Below are 22,249 nucleotides of genomic sequence, written 5' to 3' on the forward strand. Positions count from 1 at the left end.
GCTTTCCGCAGATCTATCGTTTCCGCCGACGTGCAGCCTTGCTCCAGCCCGTCGCCGGCGCCGAACCAGAGCTGGGCTCGTGCGGCGTGATCGACTTGTCGCGGGGAGTCGGGCGCAGCATGAGGGTGATGCCGTCGACGTCGATCGGTTCCCAGTGATGGCCGTGGACGAGGAACGACAGCCGCTGCTCGTTGCGGGCGGAGAACACCATGATCGCTCGGCCAGTGCGCACCATCTGCACCGTGCGCTTCCACATCAGCTCTCGGACACGCTTGGAGACAGCGCCGACGAACACGCCCGCCGAGATCTCCAGCAGCCATCGCGTGAGATACCCGCGCAGGCCCGCGGGGCAGGCTGACAGCACGAGCACTACCACGGCGTGTCCTCGCCGTAGCCGGTGCCGCCGGCGACAGCTCGCCGTGACCCGTCCCAGAGCTGCACGACGTTCTCACCGAGGCGGGCATCGAATGAGTCATCGTCGTCTTCGGGGAGCAGAAGATGCCGGACGTCGCGCACGCAGCGGTCCAGGAACGCGCCGCCGTGGAATCGGTCGCGGAGTGCGCGGCGCGCTGCGGCACCGATGTCGAAGGGCTCCTCGACTGCGAGGTCGAATGCGAGCGGGATGGTGAGCTCTGCCTTGTAGAGGTCCGCGATGTCGTACACGAACGAGCGGACATGGCCGGTGTGGACGAAGCCCAGCCCCGGCGAGCATCCGAGAGCGACGATGACCGAATGCACGACGCCGTAGAGGCTCGTGTTGGCAGCGGACAGTGCTTGGTTGACAGGATCGCTGGCAGCGAAGTCCTCGACTTCGTAGTCGCGGCGACTCCACGGCACGCCGGTCCGTCTCGAGTGCTCACGGTAGGCGCGGCGGATCCTGGCGCCTTCGCGTCCGCGAAGCTGCTGCATCGTCAGGCCGGACGTGTCCTCCCCCGGGAATCGCATCGCGTACATCTCCCGCGCGACCCGCAGTCTGCTGCTCTGGTTCGTCATGAGCTGGGCCTGCGCCTCGAGCAGCCGGGAGCTGTGCGCGAGCGACCTGCCGTGTGCGTAGTAGCGCACGCCCTCCTCCCCGACCCAGACGACGGTCGATCCGCTCTCGGCCATAAGCACCATCGCCTGCTGCGTCACAGTCGTGCCAGGCCCAAGGAGGAGCGCACCGAGGGAGGCCGCCGGGATGTGCACGACGCCGCGTTCGTCGGTGGCTGTGATCGCGTTCGCGTCGCGGTGGATACGGCACTTCTCCAGGTAGATGAACGTCATCCGATCCTGTGCGCGGACGAGGTCGGGCAGGTCGGGCGGGCGTGCGCCGGGGATCGTCATGACGCTCACCTCATCAAGCCGGTGCGATGGTCAGGAGGCCGCATCCGTAGCCCTTCGCGCGACCGATGCCGTGGCAGAGCGTGTGGACGAACGCGTCACGATCGGTGATGGCGATGGTGCCCTCATAGGTCACAACGCGAAGGATGACCTCCGTTTCGCGGCGCCGGAAAGCGAGCAGCTTCCGGTCGCGCACGACGAGGTCGTGGTGGATACGGTCATCCTCATCGCTCCGATCGTTGATGCGGAAGCCGGCACGCTCCTGGCGATCGAGCAGCCACTTCTCCTGCTGAGCGACCGTGAGGTGGCCACGGGGCTTGCCTCGCCCCGTCCCGCCGTCGCGCACGGCGTGTGTGGGGTTCGCCGTCAGTCGGAAGGCGTAGCGATGACCGTTCTCGATGCGATCGAGCAGCGGCTGATACGGCTTTACCCGCCAGGAGTCCTCGAGAGTCGGCCATCCGGCCTGTTCGGCCAGGTGAGTGAGATCGGGTGCTGTCGGGCTCACGACGACGAGCTTGGGCGTGTGCGCGTCCTTGTCAAGCCGCCACAACACGCGTCCGGTCGCGGTGGGCGAAGGATCGGGGAACCCCGCGAGCACCGCCGCATGCAGTGCGTGCGGTGAGCCGAGGAGCCTCTGCGCTCCGCGGCGCTGGGGATTGAACGTGAAGGTGCTCAGGTACACGTCAGACCTCCTCGTCGGACAGCAGCGTCTCAGGATCGTGATCGGTGGGAGAGCCGAGCAGCCGGGAGGTGGTCGCGGCGACCCGCGGTGCGCCCGAGATCTCAGGATCGTCGTCCCGGCCTTCCGGCACCGCGAGCGGGTTGGCGATCGTGACCGTCTCGATGCGGAGGTCTCGCCACCCGTACTCGCGGCGTCGTGGGTCGAAGCTCACCGGCACGTCCCGTCTGCTTTCGCCTGCCGGGTCTCCCGGGCGCACATCGAGCACGAGCTGGAGCGAGACGGATGGTTCCCGCCGGAGCCGACGCAGGTGATGGGCACGAGACCGCCAGGCGGCGCTCCGGAGAGCTGCCTCGAGCGGCTCCGCGACGATGTCGGTCCGCAGGGGACCAGCGGGTGGGAAGGCCCTCCTGCCGAGGAACAGCGGGAAGTAGGGCCTGGCGAGCGCGTCCCGGAAGGCGCGAAGCTCGCTTTCGTCATCGGACTCGAGTCCTGCGAGGAAGACGGCATCGGCAAGATAAAAGCGCTGGGAGAGCGGGAACGCGGTCGACCCGTCCAGAGAGCGAGCCGTCTGGAAGTCACGTTCGAGTGTTCCGGGCTGATCGATGCGCACGCCGAAGCGTAGCGGTGCGAAGCGTTCGAGCGAGGCCGTCCGCTCGTAGCCGAGTGCTGCGGCGATCAGCCCGATCACGCCGCTGCGCGTCGGCGCGAGCTCGGTGGCGCGAACGGCGAAGCGGCTGCGCGAGCCCCACGCCTGCTGGGGGCCGGCCAGCTCGATGAGGAGAGTGCTCACGCGGGCTCCGCGAGTCGCTCGGCCACGAGCGAGCCGAGAGCGGTCACCGCCGCGTCCAACGAGGTGCGGTCGCCGAGCGCGTCCAGCGCATCGGTCGCTTCGGATACCCTGATCACCCACGTCTTGACGGGCGTCGTGCCGAAGGCATCGTCCACCGAGGTCGCCTGACTCGCGAGTGCCGCGCTAGCCGCCTTCAAGCGTCCCGAGGAAGTCGTGATCGCCTCTTCGAACGCTCCGGCCAGGTTCACCGGCTGCGCGTCGCGCACGCTGATGACGATCGCGTCCGGCAGCGTGCGGTTGGCGAAGGTGTTCTGCTTGCCGGTCGGCAGGCTGCGCGAGAACGCCTGCACGAACGCCTCGACGGCGCGCCGAGTCGCCTCGTCGTCGCCGAGGTTGTCGCGGAGGCGGTTCACGTCGACCGTTGCATAGCGGTAGAGGGTGGAGGAGTTGAATTCGACGGTTCCGATCATGCCCGCGCCGGCGTCCTCCTCGTCGTCGGCGTCCTTGTGGTCGTCCACGGCCGTGAAGTAGTCGAACTCGTTCTCGACGGGATGCACGCTGATCGCGTGCGCGACCTGCGCTGCGGCGTCGACGTTGAGGTCGCTCGCGTCAGCTACCATGCGACCGAAGAGCGCGAGGTCGACGGAGTTGTCAAGGTCGAGGCTCTTCTTGACTCCCGCTGCTTTGATGGAGGCATCCGCGTCGTCGCTCGAGTGGGCGGCGACCGCGATCTCGGCGAGGCGGTCGAGTTGGCGCGCGCTCACGAACAGCAGGTAGCCGGACTCCTCGGGCAGAGGGTTCTCCTTCGTGGACTTCCTCGGCGCCTGCAGCTTGATACCCGCCGCTTTGAAAGTGAGCGCCGCAAGTTCCTCGGCGCGCTCGGCTGAGATCGAGGCGTCCTTCTCCCGGACCCGGTCGGCGAGCAGCTCCACGACGCGCTTGGTACGTGTGCCGAGGTTCTCCTTGTCGAGCAGGTCGGCGAAGGCGCGTCGTGTCGCGCGCTTCCACGCCTGGCTCGACACGCGCGCGCGACGCACTCCGCCGTACACGGCCGTTTTCGGACTGCCGGTGTCGTCGCGGTTGATGTTCGACGGGGGCACCGTCTGCAGGATGTTGATGTCGATGATGGTCCGGGTCATGATTGCTCCTCGAAAGTGCGGTCAGTCTTCGTAGTCGGATGCGGGGATGCGGGCATTCCCATCGTTCGGCTGGTTTGCGTCGTCACCGTCGTCATCGACCCGCCGTACGCGATAGAAGTCGCGGCCCCACCGCAGGCGTACGCGGTCGGCGCGTGAGGGGTGCTGGAGATCGAACAAGTCGCGAGCGAACCGGCCGTAGTCCAGAGGGATGGAGTGCTGCCGGAACTGCTGTATGAGGCCCCGTGCGTGATACAGAGTCTCGTCCCAGGTGGTCGCGGTGCCCACCGCCGCGAAGCGGGCTCGGACGGCGTTACTCGCATTGCTGTGCTTACCGAGCAGGCGCGCGGAGCGTCCGAAAGAGTATCCCTCCCGGTGGAGGGACGTTTCGCGTCGCGACTGCTGGTGCACCGCGTAGAGCGTGATCGCCGCGAACGCGGCGCGCTCCTCCTCCGTCGTCTCGTCGTCGGGCAGAAGCCATTGAGGATCGTGCAGCCGCGCCGTCGTCGTGTCATCCTCCGGGACGGCCAGCCCGAACAGCTCGAGATCATCGGTGGGCTGCTTCCCGACCCCGCGCCGGAGCCGCGCCAGGGCCGCAACCCCCGCCGAACTGTTTGCTCGATAGAGCCTCTGGAGCGCCGACACGCGCTCCTCGACGAACCGCTGCACGCGTTCACCGCGGCTGATCTCCGTGGTCTCTGGAGGTGTCATGCGGCCTGGTCCTTTCCGGTCGAGGAGCCGAAGGTGTTGTGAAGGGCGCGGAGGAACCAGCTCTCCGCACGTGACGTGTTGACGAGCTCGGTGCCGCCGTGACCGGCGAGCTCGCGGCCGACCCATGCCGTCGGGCCCGCATCGCGCACGAGTGCCGCGCCTAGTTCGTGAAGGACGGTTCGTGCCGTCTCGCGCCACGTCGCGATCTCTGCAGCTGGGTCGCTGTCCGCATCCAAGCGAGCCAGCCACGTGCGATACTCGCCGTCGAGTCGCGCGTATGCCCTTTCCTCGGCCCGCGCGCGTGGGCCTTCCCCATCTCCCCCGGCTGCTTTCGCGAGGTTCTCGGCGAGTCGGCGCAGCGCCCGAATCCCCTCCTCGGCGAGGCGGACGGCGTTCTCGGCCTCGGCGGCGATCACGGGATGCTGCTCGCTCAGCAGCGCGAGCGATACGGTGAGCCGGTCATCGACAATGTCGTCGACTACGGAGTTGTTGCTGCCGTAGACCACGCCGATCGCACGTAGCCGAATGCGTTTGCGGGGGTTCAGGAGGCGCTCTTCTTGGAGGAACCCTACCCAGCGGACGTTCGCGGGGCTGCGGGCAAGATCGATGCCCTTGACTGTTTCGGTCGTTGCGGGTAGCAGGGCGGAAATCCCGCGCCAGAAGGCGCGGTCGGGACGGTGCTCGCGAGGCATGTACGTCGTGACCCTCGCACGCTTCGATTGAGGCTCGCTATAGCGCCACGCTGTATGCGGTTCGTAGGCGAAGAGATTCTGCGGTGTGAGGGCATCGCCGTTCGCGATGAGGCAGCCGGTGATGTGAGAGCCGTCAGAGACCAGCCGGATCCGCCGCGACTGCCACGTGAAGAGACGGACCGGTCCCAAGGGGCGAATGCCGCGCTCGACGGCGCTGTCGGGGACGTCGTCTTCCCAAGGCGGGAGGTCTCCATCGAGGTCGAACGCGAGGTCGGAGTCGCCGCCGACAAGGTTCAGCAGAAGTGTCTCGTGCAGGTCGTCGCCCTCGTTCAGGACGCCGCCGAGCAGCCCCGTCCACGCAAGGCCGATCGGGTAGCCCTTGCCGTTCTTGACGCGTGGGTCGCCGATGGCACCGGATTTGATGCCCGAGGGATCGAATGCCTGTGCGTTGACCACCCATCGCGCGGCCTCGGCATAGGACAGACGCGTCGCACCTTCTCCCGCTCGATTCGTGAAGAGGCGGTTGTTGCTCGGCAGGTCGAAGATGAGAGGTGCGACATCCTTCACCTCACCGCGCGCTGTCGCCAGGTCGGCGACTTGGAAGAACGGCCGATCGGGATGCAGCAGGTCGAAGCGATCGTGGAACCTGTCGAGATAGCCGTCGATGTTGTCGAGCGGGAGGCCGCCGTCCCACCAGAGCGCCCACCGGTCGGCGTCCACCGGGCTCCCGGCGGCGCGGTAGACGATCGCAAGCAGCAGACGGATGATCGCGAACGTCTGGGTGGGAAGCTCTCCGCCGAGCTCGCGGATGTCTCGCGCGCGATGGAAGACCTCTCGGATCGAGAGCTCGTCTGTCGTTCCGCCGTGGAGCCGTGCCGGAATCCAACCCTTCTCCAGCAGATCGAAGCTGTCGTTCGCGGCAACAGTCATGAGTCCCCCTCCCTGGTGATCCAGGAATACTCCATACCCCCGACATCGGTATATCGCAGATCGAACGGACCGAGCGTCGCGTGACCGTTCGTGTCGAAGACGACCACGAGTTCGCCCCTCAGCGCGGGGCTCGAGTGCCAGTGCGCCAGCTCGGGTTGGCGGCGGAACGCGAGTTCGAGTTCCTCGATGATCCGGTCGATGAGCGAGCCCCGGTTCATCCCGGCGGGAAGTCGCAATGAACTGCCGAGGATCGTGCGCGCCAGCCAGGGGCTCGGCCGCTCGTTGGCGGGGATCTGCCGACCGCCGCCGTCAGGCAACCATGACGGCGTTCTGAGGATCCCCTCCTCGTCGCGCTGCAGCACGAGCACCTCGAGGCTGTCGTCGCCGTCCCGCACTGTGGCGAGCGCGCGGCGTTCCTGCGTGGGGTCGCCGGCCGCGGCATCCAGCCACCCCAGCAGGCTCGCGAGCCGCGCGTGCCTCACTTCGCTCTGCAGGAACGCGCTGGCCCGGTGCTCCTTGTCTCGGCGCTCCTCCTCGAAGGCGCGCTTCGTCTCGTCGAAGGCCGTGTGCCACGAGTCGGGTCCAAGCTCTTCCTCGCCGTATACGGCCTGCACGAGCGGCGGAAGGTCGTCCGGCACGATGATCTCGGTGCGCCCCTCCAGCGCGGCGAGCGTGCGCAGCAGGATGTGGGGCGAGTACACCCACTTGCTGCCCTTCACCGGGTCGGGAGGACTCACGGCCCAGTCCGCGCCAGCGATGACGAGGCGAGGCGCCCGTAGCGGTGCCGGCCGCTCGCGGCCCCCATGCCGATGGAGCCGGCCCGCGCGCTGCAGCAGGAGGTCGACCGGGGCGAGGTCGGTGATGAGCAGATCGAAGTCGAGGTCGAGGGACTGCTCGATGACCTGGGATGCCACGACGATGTGCGCGTCGGGTCGATCGCCGCTTCTGCCGAACAGCTTGAGCAGCTGCGCATCCTTCGCGGCACGGCAGGCGGCGAGGTATCGTGCGTGGGCGATCGTGACGGGGATGCCGGGGAAGGCCGCGGTCAGGAGCGCGGCGGTCTCCTGCACACGAGTGACCGTGTTGCGGATTACCGCGGCGTTGCCGCCGTCGCGCAGTGCGGAGCGCAGGAGTGTGACGAGGCTGGCATCGTCGTCGGGCAGCCGCTCGACGCGGATCTTCTTCGGCGCGCTCGCGCTCTCGGCTCGGACGATCTGCGGTGGACTGGCACCGCCGGAGACGACGATCGACGGGTATCCGATGTCGCCGTCGAGAATGTCGGATGGTGCCTCTCGCTCTCGAGTCTTGTCGCGGCCGGCTGTGAATGGCCCGGCTACGAGGCCGACACGGCGACCCTCGTCGTAGGCCCGGACGAACGCGCGCCTGCTCGACGCCGGGAGGGTGGCGGACAGCATGATGACGGGTACGCGATAGGCGCCGAGCCAGTGCAGCACTCGGGCGAGGTACCGGCCCATGTAGGCGTCGTACGCGTGCACTTCGTCGAGCACCACGACCTTGCTCGCGAGGGCGAGATGGCGCAGCATCAGATGGCGGTTGCGCAGGCCCCCGAGCAGCGCCTGGTCGATCGTGCCCGCGACGAGGTTCGACAGCGGGCCGCGTTTCGGATCGCCGAACCAACGGTGCACGACGACGAGCTCTCCGGCATCCACCTTGTCTTGTCGGCGTCCGCTCGGCTGGTCGTCGCCGATCGATCGGTAGGCGTCTCGCCAGAGGCGAGCGTTGTCCTCGTTGAGTTGAGCCTTGCTGCGTGCGAGAAAGACGTTGGACGGCACCGTGAGATCGAGTCGCTCCGCCCATGAGAGCATGCGCGAGAACATGCCGTCGGCTGTGGCCTGCGTCGGCAGGCCGATGAAGATGCCGCCCAGACCGAAACGGTGGGCGAGGATCTCGGCGGCGGCGAGCGCCGCCTCGGTCTTGCCGACTCCCATCTCCGCTTCGAGGACGAGGAGGCACGGCTCGTCCACCGTGCGCGCGAGGCGCATCATCTCCCGTTGGACGGGGCGTGCGTCGGAAAGGTCGAAACGGCGCGCGAACAGGTCGCTATCTGTTCTCGGCGGGCGTGGCGTCCACGGGGAGGGCAGATCGAGCTCGAGCCAGGCCCGAGCAGCTCGGACAGCGGCTGTCTCCGTGGGCAACCCACCGATGGGTGCAAGCGGGAAGTGGTCGCTGCTGGCGATCCAGTCAGCAACGATCACCAGCGCTGACAGTAGAACGAGGGTCGGTTGCGGGATTTCGGCTGACCGCCATATGGCGAGCTGTGTGTCATCGGCGTAGCGTTGCGTGGCCCACTCGAGCACCTCGACGCGGGCGTCGCTCCACGCCTGGTCGCCGAGCAGGCGCTGTTGCGGTCGTGCCGCCCGGATCTGCTCGGTGCCTGCGGGCATGCCGTGGTGGGCGGCGAGGACGCTCGCCAGGCGCTTCGCGCGTTCGAAGTCGAAGCCGCGAGCGGTCTCGAGCCAGTCAGCGACGGTGATGTGGCTGACGAGTTCGTGGCGCGCTTGCCGGCGCTCCTCCGTGCCCGCGAGTGTCGAGTCACTGCGCAGGCCATGCTCGTGCATCGTCTGGGCGAGGGTCTCGACCTGCACCGCGAACGCGGGGCTGAGCTTGCCCACGTCATGGACGCTCGCGAGCCAGACGTACAGTGCCCGCGCGGCGAGATCGTCGCCGCCCACGCTCTGGACGATGAGCGACTTCACCGACGGGGTCGCCCAGTGATCCCACAGTCTGCCGGCGACCTCGGCTGTGTCTGCGAGGTGCTGAGGGAGAGGAAGCCACTCGATCGGTGGCCCTGGATTCGTCGGATCGACGCGGCTCTTCGCCCACGCATGCCGCACCGCGGCGCTGAGGCCGGCATCGTCGCTGGTGTCGGTGGGTTCGGAGAGCATGAGTGTGGCCCGTCGGTGGGTACTTGTAGAAGCGTAGGACAGCCTAGTTCTGACGTCAATCCCTAAAAACCCGCCAAGAACCAACGTTAGTGATCGCGTGAGAGTACAGCTATCCTTCTTCCATCCCTGCATAGGCAGGGAGCACTTCGACCCGTCTAGAGCCAACGGGATCATCCCTGCGGACGCGGGGCATCACGATCCTACGTAAGAAAGCGAGGAGTCGGAGGCGTCATGGTTCGACGAGATCAGCAGCCGCGTCGAGATGAGAAGCGGGCCCAGCGTGAAGTTGAACGAGCGCTGTTGACGCATGGTTCTTACCAGCCCCCGCCTCGGGGTGAGTGCCGAGCCAAGACCTGGTTCCAGTCCATCGACGATGCCGATACGATCCGCATCTACTTCAGGACCTGGCGCAAGGGCTCAGTGTTGGCAGACTTCGCGCTGAGTGTCGAGATCGCGGATGTGAATCGATGGACGATCGTCGCACGGGTCGATTGCACGGGTGGTACCTGCCATTTGCACCCACCGGAGGATCTCGATCGTCACGAGGTGCTGATGCTGTTGAACGACGCCGGTGACATGCGAACTGCGTTCACGGTTGCCTACGAGCGCCTTGCCCAGATCAGCCGTATGATTCGAGACACGGGAAGGAGTGACGATGAGTGACGTTCTGCGTGACGAACTAGACGAGTTCAGTCGCGAGATCAATCTTGAGCTTGCGATCGGAGGACTGTCGTCGTCCACGCTGCCGGTCGTGAATGATGACGGGGAGTCACCGGTCGTGGTCGCTCTCGCCGAAGAGCGCCTTAGCGTGCTGCTTGCCCGTGTTCGAAACGTGGGCGGCTACGCGAATGTCTTCGTGCGCCTACCGGGGGGACACTCGCGTACTGCGATCATCGATGTCGCGGGTGCTATCGATCCGGATGCCGCAGAGGACTTCGCGAGCGCAGAAGGTCGCCCCAGTGCCGCCGCGAACGTCGGGATGTTCTTGGATTACCTCCGCACCCGTCCCAACGGCGTCCGCATCCCCTCGCGTTTGAATGACGATGAAGTCGCGATTGTGGGTCGGCCGAGAGAGATGTCGTTGTCCGGATCCTGAGCACAACTGTTGACGAAGGCGGTCGTTCGCGTCCGAACGGGGGTCTGGTGCGAATCGTAGTGATGCTGCTCCGTTGGATGGGTGGGGAGCCCAAGCTTTGGGAGACATCCTCCCCTCTGTCGCGGCGATGAACAGGCGGGGGGAGATTTTCGCCGCCGCCTGGCGCGGTCCCGACCGGCCCCGTGGCCGCCGTGGTCCCAGGTCGCATCATCCCCGCGGGGGCGGGGAGCACGCACCGACCGGCTCGGCTTCCCGGTCGAATGGGGGATCATCCCCGCGGGGGCGGGGAGCACAGGACGGTCGCCAGGACTCGGACACTCGACGAGGGATCATCCCCGCGGGGGCGGGGAGCACGGAAACCCGGGATTTTCCGCGGAGATTCACGGCGGATCATCCCCGCGGGGGCGGGGAGCACCGGGGGAAAGCGTTACTTTCCAGAATGCATTACGGATCATCCCCGCGGGGCGGGGAGCACCCTGCGCCGCGTGACCCCTGAGCTGGAGGACGGGGATCATCCCCGCGGGGGCGGGGAGCACGCACTACGCATGAGTCTCATCGGCCCCGTCAGCGGATCATCCCCGCGGGGGCGGGGAGCACACCGGGCGGCAACGCCGCAACGAGGATCCCAGCGGATCATCCCCGCGGGGGCGGGGAGCACACCGGCCCGGTGCGCCTCGACCTCGACAGGTCCGGATCATCCCCGCGGGGGCGGGGAGCACGAACTCAGGATGTTGTGTCGCCCGCCGTGCTGTGGATCATCCCCGCGGGGGCGGGGAGCACGGTGTGAGGAACTCCCATCCGCTGTCCCCGGCCGGATCATCCCCGCGGGGGCGGGGAGCACACGCTGCTGGATGTGGTGAGGTTGACGGTCCCGGGATCATCCCCGCGGGGGCGGGGAGCACGCGCTGCCAAAAGGATCGAGGCGTTCGACGGGGGGATCATCCCCGCGGGGGCGGGGAGCACCGCGACGGTGTCGTCACCCAGCTGTCGATCGGGGGATCATCCCCGCGGGGGCGGGGAGCACGGCATCCGCGCTCAGGTGGACGGGACGTACCAGGGATCATCCCCGCGGGGGCGGGGAGCACTTGCTGTCCCTCTCTGAGTTGTTGTGCCCGGGCCGGATCATCCCCGCGGGGGCGGGGAGCACGTACTGGACCTCACGGGTGTCGATCGTCGCGCCGGGATCATCCCCGCGGGGGCGGGGAGCACGGCATGGCCGACGAGAAGATCGCCTCGCCGGAGGGATCATCCCCGCGGGGGCGGGGAGCACCGGTCGAGATCTTCACGAGTACGGGGAATGTCGGGATCATCCCCGCGGGGGCGGGGAGCACCCGGGGGCGACCAGGGCGATGCGGCCCCGATCCGGATCATCCCCGCGGGGGCGGGGAGCACCCCGGCGGCGGCATCCGCATCGACTACGAGTACACCGGATCATCCCCGCGGGGGCGGGGAGCACCGATTGAGATCCCGATCCACCCGTAGTGGGCACGGATCATCCCCGCGGGGGCGGGGAGCACTACGTGCTCCCCGCGGAGGCGACGTCCCCCGTGGGATCATCCCCGCGGGGGCGGGGAGCACGTCTGCTGGCCGACTGTGGTGAGATCGTCGGCGGGATCATCCCCGCGGGGGCGGGGAGCACAGGCTGGTGACGTCCATCTCTCGATCCCTTCGGGGATCATCCCCGCGGGGGCGGGGAGCACGGAACGGTGGGCGGGTTGATCGTCATGGGGGACGGATCATCCCCGCGGGGGCGGGGAGCACAGAACCTCCTCGGCATCAAATCCCCCTCCCGGGGGATCATCCCCGCGGGGGCGGGGAGCACCGGTGAAGGCGCAGCGAAAGGCTCTGTCGGCTGGGATCATCCCCGCGGGGGCGGGGAGCACCGTTCAGCACGACTCGCTCCCCCGTCTTGGGGCGGATCATCCCCGCGGGGGCGGGGAGCACCCTGAGAGCACCCCCAACCACCACGCCCGTTGCGGATCATCCCCGCGGGGGCGGGGAGCACCGCCGCCTGCGTCCGAGCATGGACGAACTTCTGGGATCATCCCCGCGGGGGCGGGGAGCACACGGACGGCACCGTCGCCTCCTACCAGTGGTCCGGATCATCCCCGCGGGGGCGGGGAGCACATCGAGTTGGCGGCCCGCTGGCGGTCCGAGGACGGATCATCCCCGCGGGGGCGGGGAGCACGCGTCAGCATCGTCGTAGAGTCTCGGCATCTCGGGATCATCCCCGCGGGGGCGGGGAGCACGGCTTGCGCACGCACTCGTCGTGGACCGGGAGGGGATCATCCCCGCGGGGGCGGGGAGCACTGGTCACGGTTCGCGGCCGCGCAGATGACCTGGGGATCATCCCCGCGGGGGCGGGGAGCACCCAGAGCTCGAACGGACGGTACAGGTCCTTCCAGGATCATCCCCGCGGGGGCGGGGAGCACCACCGACACCCACCGGGAGAGCTGATGGCCGAGGGATCATCCCCGCGGGGGCGGGGAGCACTGAATGTGGTGATGGATGCCCCGAACGTGTTCGGGATCATCCCCGCGGGGGCGGGGAGCACCCGGTCGCGACCTTCGCGTCCGTGACAGCGAGGGGATCATCCCCGCGGGGGCGGGGAGCACGCCGCCGCTGTGGCGGGAGGGGGAGCCGCCCCGGGATCATCCCCGCGGGGGCGGGGAGCACATCACGCAGTTGCGGATCGTGACGTTCGGGGCGGGATCATCCCCGCGGGGGCGGGGAGCACACGAGCAGCGACACTCCGTGTGTGCCGTCGGTGGGATCATCCCCGCGGGGGCGGGGAGCACGGCCAGGATGTACAGGCCAGGGTTCGAGGGGTCGGATCATCCCCGCGGGGGCGGGGAGCACCAGGCCACGCTCCGTGAAGGCGCGTGGTTCCAGGGATCATCCCCGCGGGGGCGGGGAGCACAGCAGCAGCCGCCGGCCGCGATCACCGCACTGTGGATCATCCCCGCGGGGGCGGGGAGCACCTGACAACGACACAACGCCCCGCGATCCCAGTGGGATCATCCCCGCGGGGGCGGGGAGCACCTGCTCGGTGCCGACCATGGCACACCGGAAGGGGGATCATCCCCGCGGGGGCGGGGAGCACGACCCTCACACGGGGGATCCTGCGATCGACGCGGGATCATCCCCGCGGGGGCGGGGAGCACTTTTGACCTTAAGCATTTTCCAGCGTGTGTAACGGATCATCCCCGCGGGGGCGGGGAGCACCGCGAGCGAGGACGATGGTGTCAGACATGATGGGGATCATCCCCGCGGGGGCGGGGAGCACGCGACACCCCCCTGGCCGCTCTTGGCCATGTCCGGATCATCCCCGCGGGGGCGGGGAGCACGACATGGTCGCCGCCTCTCTCCGCACGGCGCGGGGATCATCCCCGCGGGGGCGGGGAGCACCAACGGGTGACCGTGAACAAGTACCGCGTGCAGGGATCATCCCCGCGGGGGCGGGGAGCACGACGTGTGGCGGCGGTACTGCGGCGACTACGCGGGATCATCCCCGCGGGGGCGGGGAGCACCACCGGACGATTCCGTTACAGTGACACGCCCGGGGATCATCCCCGCGGGGGCGGGGAGCACGGACTGGCTGGCGTTATCTGACGATTGAACTAGGGATCATCCCCGCGGGGGCGGGGAGCACCCTTTCCGTTTGAACCGAGTACAGGTGTGAGGGGGATCATCCCCGCGGGGGCGGGGAGCACCAGGCGGGGCCTCGGGTCCGGGCGCTCTACCCCGGATCATCCCCGCGGGGGCGGGGAGCACGTCGCCTCGGGGTGGCAGTCGCCGTCCGGACGGGGATCATCCCCGCGGGGGCGGGGAGCACCACGCCTTGACGATCGCCGAGGTGTAGCGCTGGGGATCATCCCCGCGGGGGCGGGGAGCACGCCGCCGTCGATCGCAAGCGGGCAGAGGCGGGCGGATCATCCCCGCGGGGGCGGGGAGCACGGGGCGCGCCTGCTCACCAGCTGGGACGCCGCCGGATCATCCCCGCGGGGGCGGGGAGCACTCCAACGCGTTGGACAGCGAATCGGACAACGCGGGATCATCCCCGCGGGGGCGGGGAGCACTCATCGCCGCGCAGGGCGAGGTCGTCAAGGCACGGATCATCCCCGCGGGGGCGGGGAGCACATGCTGCGCATCACGGCCTTGTTCGGCAGGCCCGGATCATCCCCGCGGGGGCGGGGAGCACAGGAAATCAAGCTGTGGGAGACGTCAGTAGTAGGGATCATCCCCGCGGGGGCGGGGAGCACGTGTCCCTCGACCCGACCGGGACGGTGTTCCGGGGATCATCCCCGCGGGGGCGGGGAGCACCGGGAGCCGGCGTCGGTCATGCTGATGCAATTGGGATCATCCCCGCGGGGGCGGGGAGCACATCGCGAGCCAGATGCTCCACGCGCCGCGCAGGGGATCATCCCCGCGGGGGCGGGGAGCACCCGGATCGCATCGAGTGGGACCGCAAGGGCCTGGGATCATCCCCGCGGGGGCGGGGAGCACGGGTCAGCAGCCGAGACCTGCCCGCACCCCGTCGGATCATCCCCGCGGGGGCGGGGAGCACCCGTCGTTGCTAATCTGGGCCGCACCGAAAGTGCGGATCATCCCCGCGGGGGCGGGGAGCACGTGGGACATACCTTTCAGCCAGAGCTGTGTTAGGGATCATCCCCGCGGGGGCGGGGAGCACTCGTGGCGGCTGATTCGTCAAGCGCAATAACCACCGCGGATCATCCCCGCGGGGGCGGGGAGCACGAGCATGCCCGCTGCTTCGGTCACCCCGACGAGGGATCATCCCCGCGGGGGCGGGGAGCACCGGAGGATATCGTCACCAAACCCCGCGTTGAACGGATCATCCCCGCGGGGGCGGGGAGCACGACATGGGGGCGAGCGCCTGGCGCCTCTCGCTGGGATCATCCCCGCGGGGGCGGGGAGCACGTAGTCGTATCCGACCGCGCCCCGGTCGAACGCGGATCATCCCCGCGGGGGCGGGGAGCACCCGGTCGGGAGAGCGTCCCCGGTGAAGAAGCTGGGATCATCCCCGCGGGGGCGGGGAGCACTCCACCCCGGGCAAAGGCTCCACGGACGAATCCGGATCATCCCCGCGGGGGCGGGGAGCACATCGCCTCGCGCAGCCATTCGGGCGCCCACACCGGATCATCCCCGCGGGGGCGGGGAGCACTGGAAGGTCTCGGCGGACCCGCCTCCCACGGCGGGATCATCCCCGCGGGGGCGGGGAGCACGTGATCTGGCCCTGCTCCATCGCGGCATTGAAGGGATCATCCCCGCGGGGGCGGGGAGCACTGCTCGGTGTCGAAGACGACCATCAGGCCGATGGGATCATCCCCGCGGGGGCGGGGAGCACCGGATGCCGCCGCCGGGGACGTCCCACACCGCGGGATCATCCCCGCGGGGGCGGGGAGCACGCGTGGTCCGGATGCTGCAGGCGGTCTGCACGCGGATCATCCCCGCGGGGGCGGGGAGCACTACCCGGTATGCGTGGACCGGGTCGTCGCCGCGGGATCATCCCCGCGGGGGCGGGGAGCACGGGGGGCGTGACGGCGAGTATGCCGCGCGCGCCGGATCATCCCCGCGGGGGCGGGGAGCACTCGCGGACGACGAGGGTGGTGATGTTATCGCCCGGATCATCCCCGCGGGGGCGGGGAGCACACCGACGCCGGCTCCCGCCCCACGCTCGCGACCGGATCATCCCCGCGGGGGCGGGGAGCACGTCGCTTCCCGACCAGGAGAACCCCCTAAATGCGGATCATCCCCGCGGGGGCGGGGAGCACCTGCACCTCAGGCGTCATAGCACCAAAAATTTCGGATCATCCCCGCGGGGGCGGGGAGCACCGCCGGGCCTTGAGCTTCGGCACGCTCTGAGCGGGATCATCCCCGCGGGGGCGGGGAGCACCAGCCGGGATGCGATGACGGCGTCGGCCAAGCCGGATCATCCCCGCGGGGGCGGGGAGCACGATCAGTGGTTCTTCGACCCCGCCCGCGGAACGGGATCATCCCCGCGGGGGCGGGGAGCACCCCGCCTCGGTGGGCCAGTCCGCAGGGCTGGGCAGGATCATCCCCGCGGGGGCGGGGAGCACGCTCTGGCCCGGTCGCTGGTGGCTCGGCGCCGCACTGGCGGCGGCCGGGGATCATCCCCGCGGGGGCGGGGAGCACACCTTCACCCAGACCCTGGACGCGATGCGGGACGGATCATCCCCGCGGGGGCGGGGAGCACAAGGGGGTCTGCCACCGCTCCGCGATGCGATGCGGATCATCCCCGCGGGGGCGGGGAGCACGTCGGAGAGTCCGCCACCGCTCTTCGCGAGCAGGGATCATCCCCGCGGGGGCGGGGAGCACGAGGCGCTGGACGCTCTCGGTGTCGGCATCGACGGATCATCCCCGCGGGGGCGGGGAGCACCGGGGTGTCACTAAGGTACGCGTGGCCGGTGGGGGATCATCCCCGCGGGGGCGGGGAGCACTCACCACCCCGGGCAAAGGCTCCACGGACGAATCCGGATCATCCCCGCGGGGGCGGGGAGCACGCCACCAGCTCGGCGGAGTCGTGCCGGCGCGGAGGATCATCCCCGCGGGGGCGGGGAGCACCACCCCGAGCGGCGGACGGAGCACGGCTGGAAGGGATCATCCCCGCGGGGGCGGGGAGCACGTCCACGCATCCGGGGAGCTGTGGGCGTACGAGGGATCATCCCCGCGGGGGCGGGGAGCACGGACGAGCCCCTGCACCTCGGCCATGATCTCCGGGATCATCCCCGCGGGGGCGGGGAGCACTCATTCTCGCTGTTAGCATTAGAGGTTCCCGTGGGATCATCCCCGCGGGGGCGGGGAGCACGTCATGACATTAGAACAGCCCACTGTTGTAGGGGGATCATCCCCGCGGGGGCGGGGAGCACTACGTGCTCGCCAGTGAGGCGACGTCCCCCGTGGGATCATCCCCGCGGGGGCGGGGAGCACAGCAGCGGCATCCTCACCGTCCATCGTGACTCGGGATCATCCCCGCGGGGGCGGGGAGCACTTCCTGCTCGACCAGGTGCGGGGGCGGATGACGGGATCATCCCCGCGGGGGCGGGGAGCACGCCGGCAGGTGGAGCGACACCCGGAGCTGGGGCGGATCATCCCCGCGGGGGCGGGGAGCACTCGGCCATCGCAGCGGCGGGACCGCGCACAGCGGGATCATCCCCGCGGGGGCGGGGAGCACCGTTGCTGTGAGCTACGCTGTGGAAGGTAACGCGGATCATCCCCGCGGGGGCGGGGAGCACCCTTGGCATGCAGGCGCAGTCCCGGGCCACGGCGGATCATCCCCGCGGGGGCGGGGAGCACCAGGTCCGCGGCGACGGGCGACACGGTCGGGAAGGGATCATCCCCGCGGGGGCGGGGAGCACGACGCCGACGGCACGCTCTCCGGCCCCGTGACCGGATCATCCCCGCGGGGGCGGGGAGCACGGCTTGCGCACGCGCTTGTCGTAGACCAGGAGGGGATCATCCCCGCGGGGGCGGGGAGCACGCACTGAGCGGTCGGTAGTCGGAGATGGTGGACGGATCATCCCCGCGGGGGCGGGGAGCACGAAACCGTACGGCCGATGAGGTCCTTGGAACCCGGATCATCCCCGCGGGGGCGGGGAGCACCGGGCTTAAGCGTGACTGCCGACCCTGACCACGGGATCATCCCCGCGGGGGCGGGGAGCACACGGACACGGCGACGGATGTGCCGGCCAGGCTGGGATCATCCCCGCGGGGGCGGGGAGCACACGCGGAAGGGCGGACGCGGCCGCCCAGAAAGGGGATCATCCCCGCGGGGGCGGGGAGCACTGACGGCCTCGATCGTGCGTCTCCATAGGGCCTCAGGATCATCCCCGCGGGGGCGGGGAGCACCGAAGGGTAAATACAAAATGGCCGTAAATGATGTGGATCATCCCCGCGGGGGCGGGGAGCACCATCGAAAAATTGGACAAGAACTCGTGTCGTTGGGATCATCCCCGCGGGGGCGGGGAGCACTGACAGACATTAGTGAGCCAACAACCATAATGGGGATCATCCCCGCGGGGGCGGGGAGCACGATGAGGGGGCCGAAGACGGGCTGGATATCCTCGGGATCATCCCCGCGGGGGCGGGGAGCACCGGCGTGCTCAGGTAGTGCCACAGCGCGCTCACGGATCATCCCCGCGGGGGCGGGGAGCACCACGCAGGCGCTTGAAGTCCTCCGCGTGACCACGGATCATCCCCGCGGGGGCGGGGAGCACCTGATCGATGCGGGTGGCCCGCTCTTTCCCGGCGGATCATCCCCGCGGGGGCGGGGAGCACGCACTGAGCGGTCGGTAGTCGGAGACGGTGGACGGATCATCCCCGCGGGGGCGGGGAGCACCTGAGCGTGCCGCCCACGCCCTGTGGGGCGGGGGGATCATCCCCGCGGGGGCGGGGAGCACTGGCCGGGGACGAGCTCCCCCTTCCGGTCGGCCGGATCATCCCCGCGGGGGCGGGGAGCACCTCCAGGCGCTCCAGGCGCTCCAGGCGCTCCAGGGATCATCCCCGCGGGGGCGGGGAGCACGGCGGCCCGCTGGCGGTCCGCGGACCTGTCGGCGGATCATCCCCGCGGGGGCGGGGAGCACGACACCGTCTCCACGGACGGGTTCGTCGAGAGGGGATCATCCCCGCGGGGGCGGGGAGCACCCCCCGGAAAGTGTTACTCTCCACCTCCCCGCCGGATCATCCCCGCGGGGGCGGGGAGCACGCGGCCTTGGTAGCTGCTGTAGTGGACATGAGGGGATCATCCCCGCGGGGGCGGGGAGCACGAAATTGTGCGGTCGATGAGCTCGCGGGAGCCCGGATCATCCCCGCGGGGGCGGGGAGCACCCCCCCAGAAAGTGACACTTTCTGCGTACCCGCGGATCATCCCCGCGGGGGCGGGGAGCACCCTGACGGCCTCTATCGTGCGTCTCCACAGGAGGGATCATCCCCGCGGGGGCGGGGAGCACCACGCAATGATGGTCGCGTATCCGCAGCGAGAGGGATCATCCCCGCGGGGGCGGGGAGCACTTGGACAGAGAGATTGTGGTGCGTCCCATCGCCGGATCATCCCCGCGGGGGCGGGGAGCACTGTGGAGCCAGGTCATGATGATGCCTTCCGTGGGGATCATCCCCGCGGGGGCGGGGAGCACACTTGCTGATCTGGGTATTCTATCGACGACCCCATGGAGTGAGCTCACTTTTGACAACCGACGGGCACGTCCGGATCGGGGCGCGGGCCGGGCGGCGTGGCCTCCTCGGGCGGTGAGGGCGTATCGCTGACATTCCGGCGAGACTCGTGGAGGTGGACATGGGGCTGATCAAGCCGCCGCGGCCGGATGCGACCCTGACGCCGTTTCGCGACGGCGTAGGCGTCCTACGGCGCGAGGGCGCGGTCGCGGGCCACATCATGACCACGGTGACAGAGTTCTGGTCGCCGGGCTCCCCGCTGCGTCTGCAGTGGTGGGTCTGGTACATCGTCATCTGGGCGGACGGCACCCGCGAGCAGTCCACCGAGGACTATCCACCGTGGCTGACTGTGGACGAAATGCGGCATGGGCGTTTCACCCGGCCGGACGGTGTCCATAGCGGAGACTACGAGTTTGCATGGCTCGACGCCGAGGAGGGCGCCGCAGTGCGCTCGCAGTTGGGAGTTCTGCCCGGCGGCTTCTGATGCGGCAGCGCCTGGAGAGCGTCAGCGGCGTCGTACGGGTGGGCCGCGGGCTGGATGCCACCAAGAGCCCCGCCCGCGCCCATAAGCTGGCGACCGTGCCCACAAGCATCCGTCCCGCCCGTCTCGACGACGCCGCGCGCATCGAACAGATCGAGAACGCCGCCGACGCGCTGCTCGTCGAACTGCTGCGGCCCGAGACGTGGCATCCGGCGCCGCCTGGCAGGTCGAGGCTGGAAGAGCCGGGCTTCGTCCTAATCGTGACGGATGCCGCCGACCACGCCATCGGCTTCGTGCACGTCCTGGAGGCCGACGGCCTGGCGCACCTCGAACAGGTCTCGGTCGACCCTGCGCATGCGCGACGCGGGTACGGCCGTGCGCTCGTCGAGGCGGCCAAGGCCGAGGCGCGCGCCCGCGGCTACGAGCGCCTGACCCTCCGGACCTTCGCGAAGGTGCCGTGGAACGCCCCGTTCTACGCCACGTGCGGCTTCGTCGAGACCAGCCCGACGACCGAGTTCCAGCTCGCGCTCGCGGCGCACGAGGACGAGCTCGGCCTCACCGCCCTGGGCCGTCGCGTCCAGATGACCGCGAAGCTCTGATCCACCTGGGTCTGGCCCTCTCCACCGGGCGACCGACGGGGGAGCAACTGCAGTTGGAGCGTCCGGCGCACGCTCCAACTGAGTACGCAGTTGGTTGGAGCGTGAACTCCTCCACAATCGGCGATTTCGCGAAACTGTCCACCGATTCGGCCAAACACCCCCACGGCACTGCCCCCGCGGGCCATGCTCGTCGGCATGACGACACACCTCGAGACCCCACGACTCACCGACGACGCCACGCTCACGGCGTTCCTCGCTCAGCTGCTGGAGACGGCGATTCGACGCCAGCTCTGGATCTTCTTCCTCGATGAGGACGGCCGCATCGCCGACCCGATCATGCCCAACGACGACTACCCGACCGACCCCTCGCTTCCGATAACGACCGACGATCTGGGAGAGCGCACGGTCGCCGAGGTCTTCGGCGCCCGCTTCGCGCACATCGTGCGCACGGTCGACGCGGCCGAGCTCGTGGTGGTCTGGGAGCGGGAGGGCGACGACACGATCGACGTCGAGACCCGCGCCTGGGCGCGCGCGTTCGGCGCGGCGCTCCGGGACGAGGGCGCTCGGGTGCGCGCTCAGCTCCTGCTGCACAGCGGCGGGCTGCGGATGATCGCGCCCGACGACCTCATGTGAGCCCGGATGCCACGGTCGGCGCCCTCGAATGGTCCTGTCCTGATCAGCCACGGGCGAGGGATCGATCCGTCGGCGGTTACCTCGCCCCGATCACGTTGACGGCGAAGCCGGCCGATGCCGTGGCGAGCCGCTGGTCGTTCGTCCACAGGGCCGCGCATCCGCCGAGCTGCGCGATGGCGACGTGGAGTGCGTCGACTGTCTTCAGGCCCGGGCTCGCTGCCCGCACCTCGGCGGCGAGCAGGTAGGCCGCATCATCGATGCCGAGGACGACGAACTCGGCGAACAGGCTCTCTTGCTTGACGCGTCTCTCCGCGGCATCCGCTCGGAGGGGGAGGACGAGAGCTTCCAACATCACCAACGGACTGATCGTGAAGACCTCGTCCCGCCTGCTGAGCAGGGCGCGCGTCCGACGACCGAGCTCGCCTTCGTCCTCCATCGCGTTGCTGAGCAGGCACGCGTCGACATAGATCACGCCCGCGCCTCGCGCATCCTAGCCAGGTAGCTAGCCAGCTTGGCGGACGCCTTCGCCGGGCCTCGCGACCCGCACCATGCGGAGCTCAGTCACCCCGTCCTCGATCTTGACGGCGCCGTCGAAGGCGAACCCGTGCGCGAGGTAGAAGGCCTGCGCGCGCGGGTTGGGGTCGGCCACCCAGAGCGCCACGTCCTCGCCCGCGGGCGCGACGGCCTCGAGCAGCGTGTGGCCGGCGCCGCTGCCGTGCTCCGCCGCGAGCACGTAGAGCACGTAGAGCTGCCTCGGCCACGTGGCATCCGTGTCCAACGGCACCCCCGACATCGCCACGCCGATCACCTCGCCGTCGCGCTCGGCGACGCTCGCGCGGTTGGCCGCGTACCGTTCGTCCTCGAAGACCGCGGTCCAGAACCGCTCGCGCGCGGCGACGAGGTCGGGGTCGTCCAGCACCTCGTCGCGCATGATCCCGCGGTACGTCTCGCGCCACGACGTGACGATCACGCGAGCCAGCGCGGGGACGTCGTCGATGCGGGCCGGGCGCACGACGATCGGAGGGGCCATGGCCCGATGATAGGTGCCGTGCCGTCCCGGAGTCGC

15 protein-coding genes and 1 CRISPR repeat array are annotated in these 22,249 nt (G+C 69.6%); of the genes, 5 read left to right on the forward strand and 10 right to left on the reverse strand.

The features are described from left to right. Positions 1 to 13 precede the first annotated feature (13 nt). Genes cas2e through cas3 form a run of 8 tightly spaced genes read right to left on the reverse strand, consistent with a single transcriptional unit; the run spans position 14 to position 9,167 of the window. Positions 14 to 376, reverse strand: coding sequence for a type I-E CRISPR-associated endoribonuclease Cas2e (gene cas2e / locus QM641_RS02405; protein ID WP_415113069.1), 363 nt, complete (start codon positions 374 to 376; stop codon positions 14 to 16). Next, positions 370 to 1,323 carry a type I-E CRISPR-associated endonuclease Cas1e gene (gene cas1e / locus QM641_RS02410; protein ID WP_415113071.1) on the reverse strand — a complete coding sequence of 318 codons (954 nt, stop codon included), beginning with the start codon at positions 1,321 to 1,323 and terminating at the stop codon, positions 370 to 372. Before cas1e ends, cas2e begins: the two co-directional genes overlap by 7 nt. A gap of 13 nt (positions 1,324 to 1,336) precedes the next feature. Continuing rightward, positions 1,337 to 2,002 (reverse strand): type I-E CRISPR-associated protein Cas6/Cse3/CasE, encoded by a 666-nt coding sequence (gene cas6e, locus QM641_RS02415; RefSeq protein ID WP_415113073.1) that lies wholly within the window; start codon positions 2,000 to 2,002, stop codon positions 1,337 to 1,339. Between the two features lies 1 nt (position 2,003). Next, on the reverse strand, positions 2,004 to 2,792 hold the full coding sequence (cas5e, locus tag QM641_RS02420) for a type I-E CRISPR-associated protein Cas5/CasD (RefSeq protein WP_415113075.1): 789 nt from the start codon (positions 2,790 to 2,792) through the stop codon (positions 2,004 to 2,006). Beyond that, positions 2,789 to 3,931 (reverse strand): type I-E CRISPR-associated protein Cas7/Cse4/CasC, encoded by a 1,143-nt coding sequence (gene cas7e / locus QM641_RS02425; RefSeq protein WP_415113077.1) that lies wholly within the window; start codon positions 3,929 to 3,931, stop codon positions 2,789 to 2,791. Before cas7e ends, cas5e begins: the two co-directional genes overlap by 4 nt. Before the next feature lie 21 nt (positions 3,932 to 3,952). After that, entirely contained in the window at positions 3,953 to 4,597 is a 645-nt protein-coding gene (casB, locus tag QM641_RS02430; protein WP_415113079.1) for a type I-E CRISPR-associated protein Cse2/CasB, read from the reverse strand. Between the two features lie 38 nt (positions 4,598 to 4,635). Further along, positions 4,636 to 6,261, reverse strand: coding sequence for a type I-E CRISPR-associated protein Cse1/CasA (gene casA / locus QM641_RS02435; RefSeq protein WP_415113081.1), 1,626 nt, complete (start codon positions 6,259 to 6,261; stop codon positions 4,636 to 4,638). After that, positions 6,258 to 9,167 (reverse strand): CRISPR-associated helicase Cas3', encoded by a 2,910-nt coding sequence (gene cas3, locus QM641_RS02440; protein ID WP_415113083.1) that lies wholly within the window; start codon positions 9,165 to 9,167, stop codon positions 6,258 to 6,260. Before cas3 ends, casA begins: the two co-directional genes overlap by 4 nt. A 231-nt stretch (positions 9,168 to 9,398) precedes the next feature. On the opposite strand from cas3, the gene QM641_RS02445 reads away from it, so the two are divergent. The 5 genes from QM641_RS02445 (at position 9,399) to QM641_RS02465 (ending at position 21,183) form a co-directional block, all read left to right on the forward strand. Further along, entirely contained in the window at positions 9,399 to 9,830 is a 432-nt protein-coding gene (locus QM641_RS02445; RefSeq protein WP_415113085.1) for a hypothetical protein, read from the forward strand. After that, entirely contained in the window at positions 9,823 to 10,263 is a 441-nt protein-coding gene (locus QM641_RS02450; RefSeq protein ID WP_415113087.1) for a hypothetical protein, read from the forward strand. Before QM641_RS02445 ends, QM641_RS02450 begins: the two co-directional genes overlap by 8 nt. 508 nt (positions 10,264 to 10,771) lie before the next feature. Then, a CRISPR array of direct repeats spans positions 10,772 to 19,433; the repeat unit is 28 nt; unit sequence GGATCATCCCCGCGGGGGCGGGGAGCAC. Positions 19,434 to 19,585: 152 nt separating this feature from the next. Further along, the gene (locus QM641_RS02455; protein WP_415113089.1) at positions 19,586 to 19,954 is read left to right on the forward strand and encodes a hypothetical protein; all 369 of its coding nucleotides are present in this window, start codon (positions 19,586 to 19,588) and stop codon (positions 19,952 to 19,954) included. After that, positions 19,954 to 20,550, forward strand: coding sequence for a GNAT family N-acetyltransferase (locus QM641_RS02460; RefSeq protein ID WP_415113091.1), 597 nt, complete (start codon positions 19,954 to 19,956; stop codon positions 20,548 to 20,550). The genes QM641_RS02455 and QM641_RS02460 overlap by 1 nt, the downstream gene beginning before the upstream one ends. A 195-nt stretch (positions 20,551 to 20,745) precedes the next feature. Beyond that, complete coding sequence (locus QM641_RS02465; RefSeq protein ID WP_415113093.1) at positions 20,746 to 21,183, forward strand: hypothetical protein; 438 nt, start codon at positions 20,746 to 20,748, stop codon at positions 21,181 to 21,183. 76 nt (positions 21,184 to 21,259) lie between these two features. Here QM641_RS02465 and QM641_RS02470 read toward each other — a convergent pair whose 3' ends face one another. Continuing rightward, on the reverse strand, positions 21,260 to 21,655 hold the full coding sequence (locus tag QM641_RS02470; protein WP_415113095.1) for a type II toxin-antitoxin system VapC family toxin: 396 nt from the start codon (positions 21,653 to 21,655) through the stop codon (positions 21,260 to 21,262). Between the two features lie 30 nt (positions 21,656 to 21,685). Beyond that, positions 21,686 to 22,213, reverse strand: a complete 528-nt coding sequence (locus QM641_RS02475; protein WP_415113097.1) for a GNAT family N-acetyltransferase — start codon at positions 22,211 to 22,213, stop codon at positions 21,686 to 21,688. Positions 22,214 to 22,249: the final 36 nt, after the last annotated feature.

The organism is Microbacterium sp. (assembly GCF_047605725.1).
Taxonomy (GTDB): domain Bacteria; phylum Actinomycetota; class Actinomycetes; order Actinomycetales; family Microbacteriaceae; genus Microbacterium.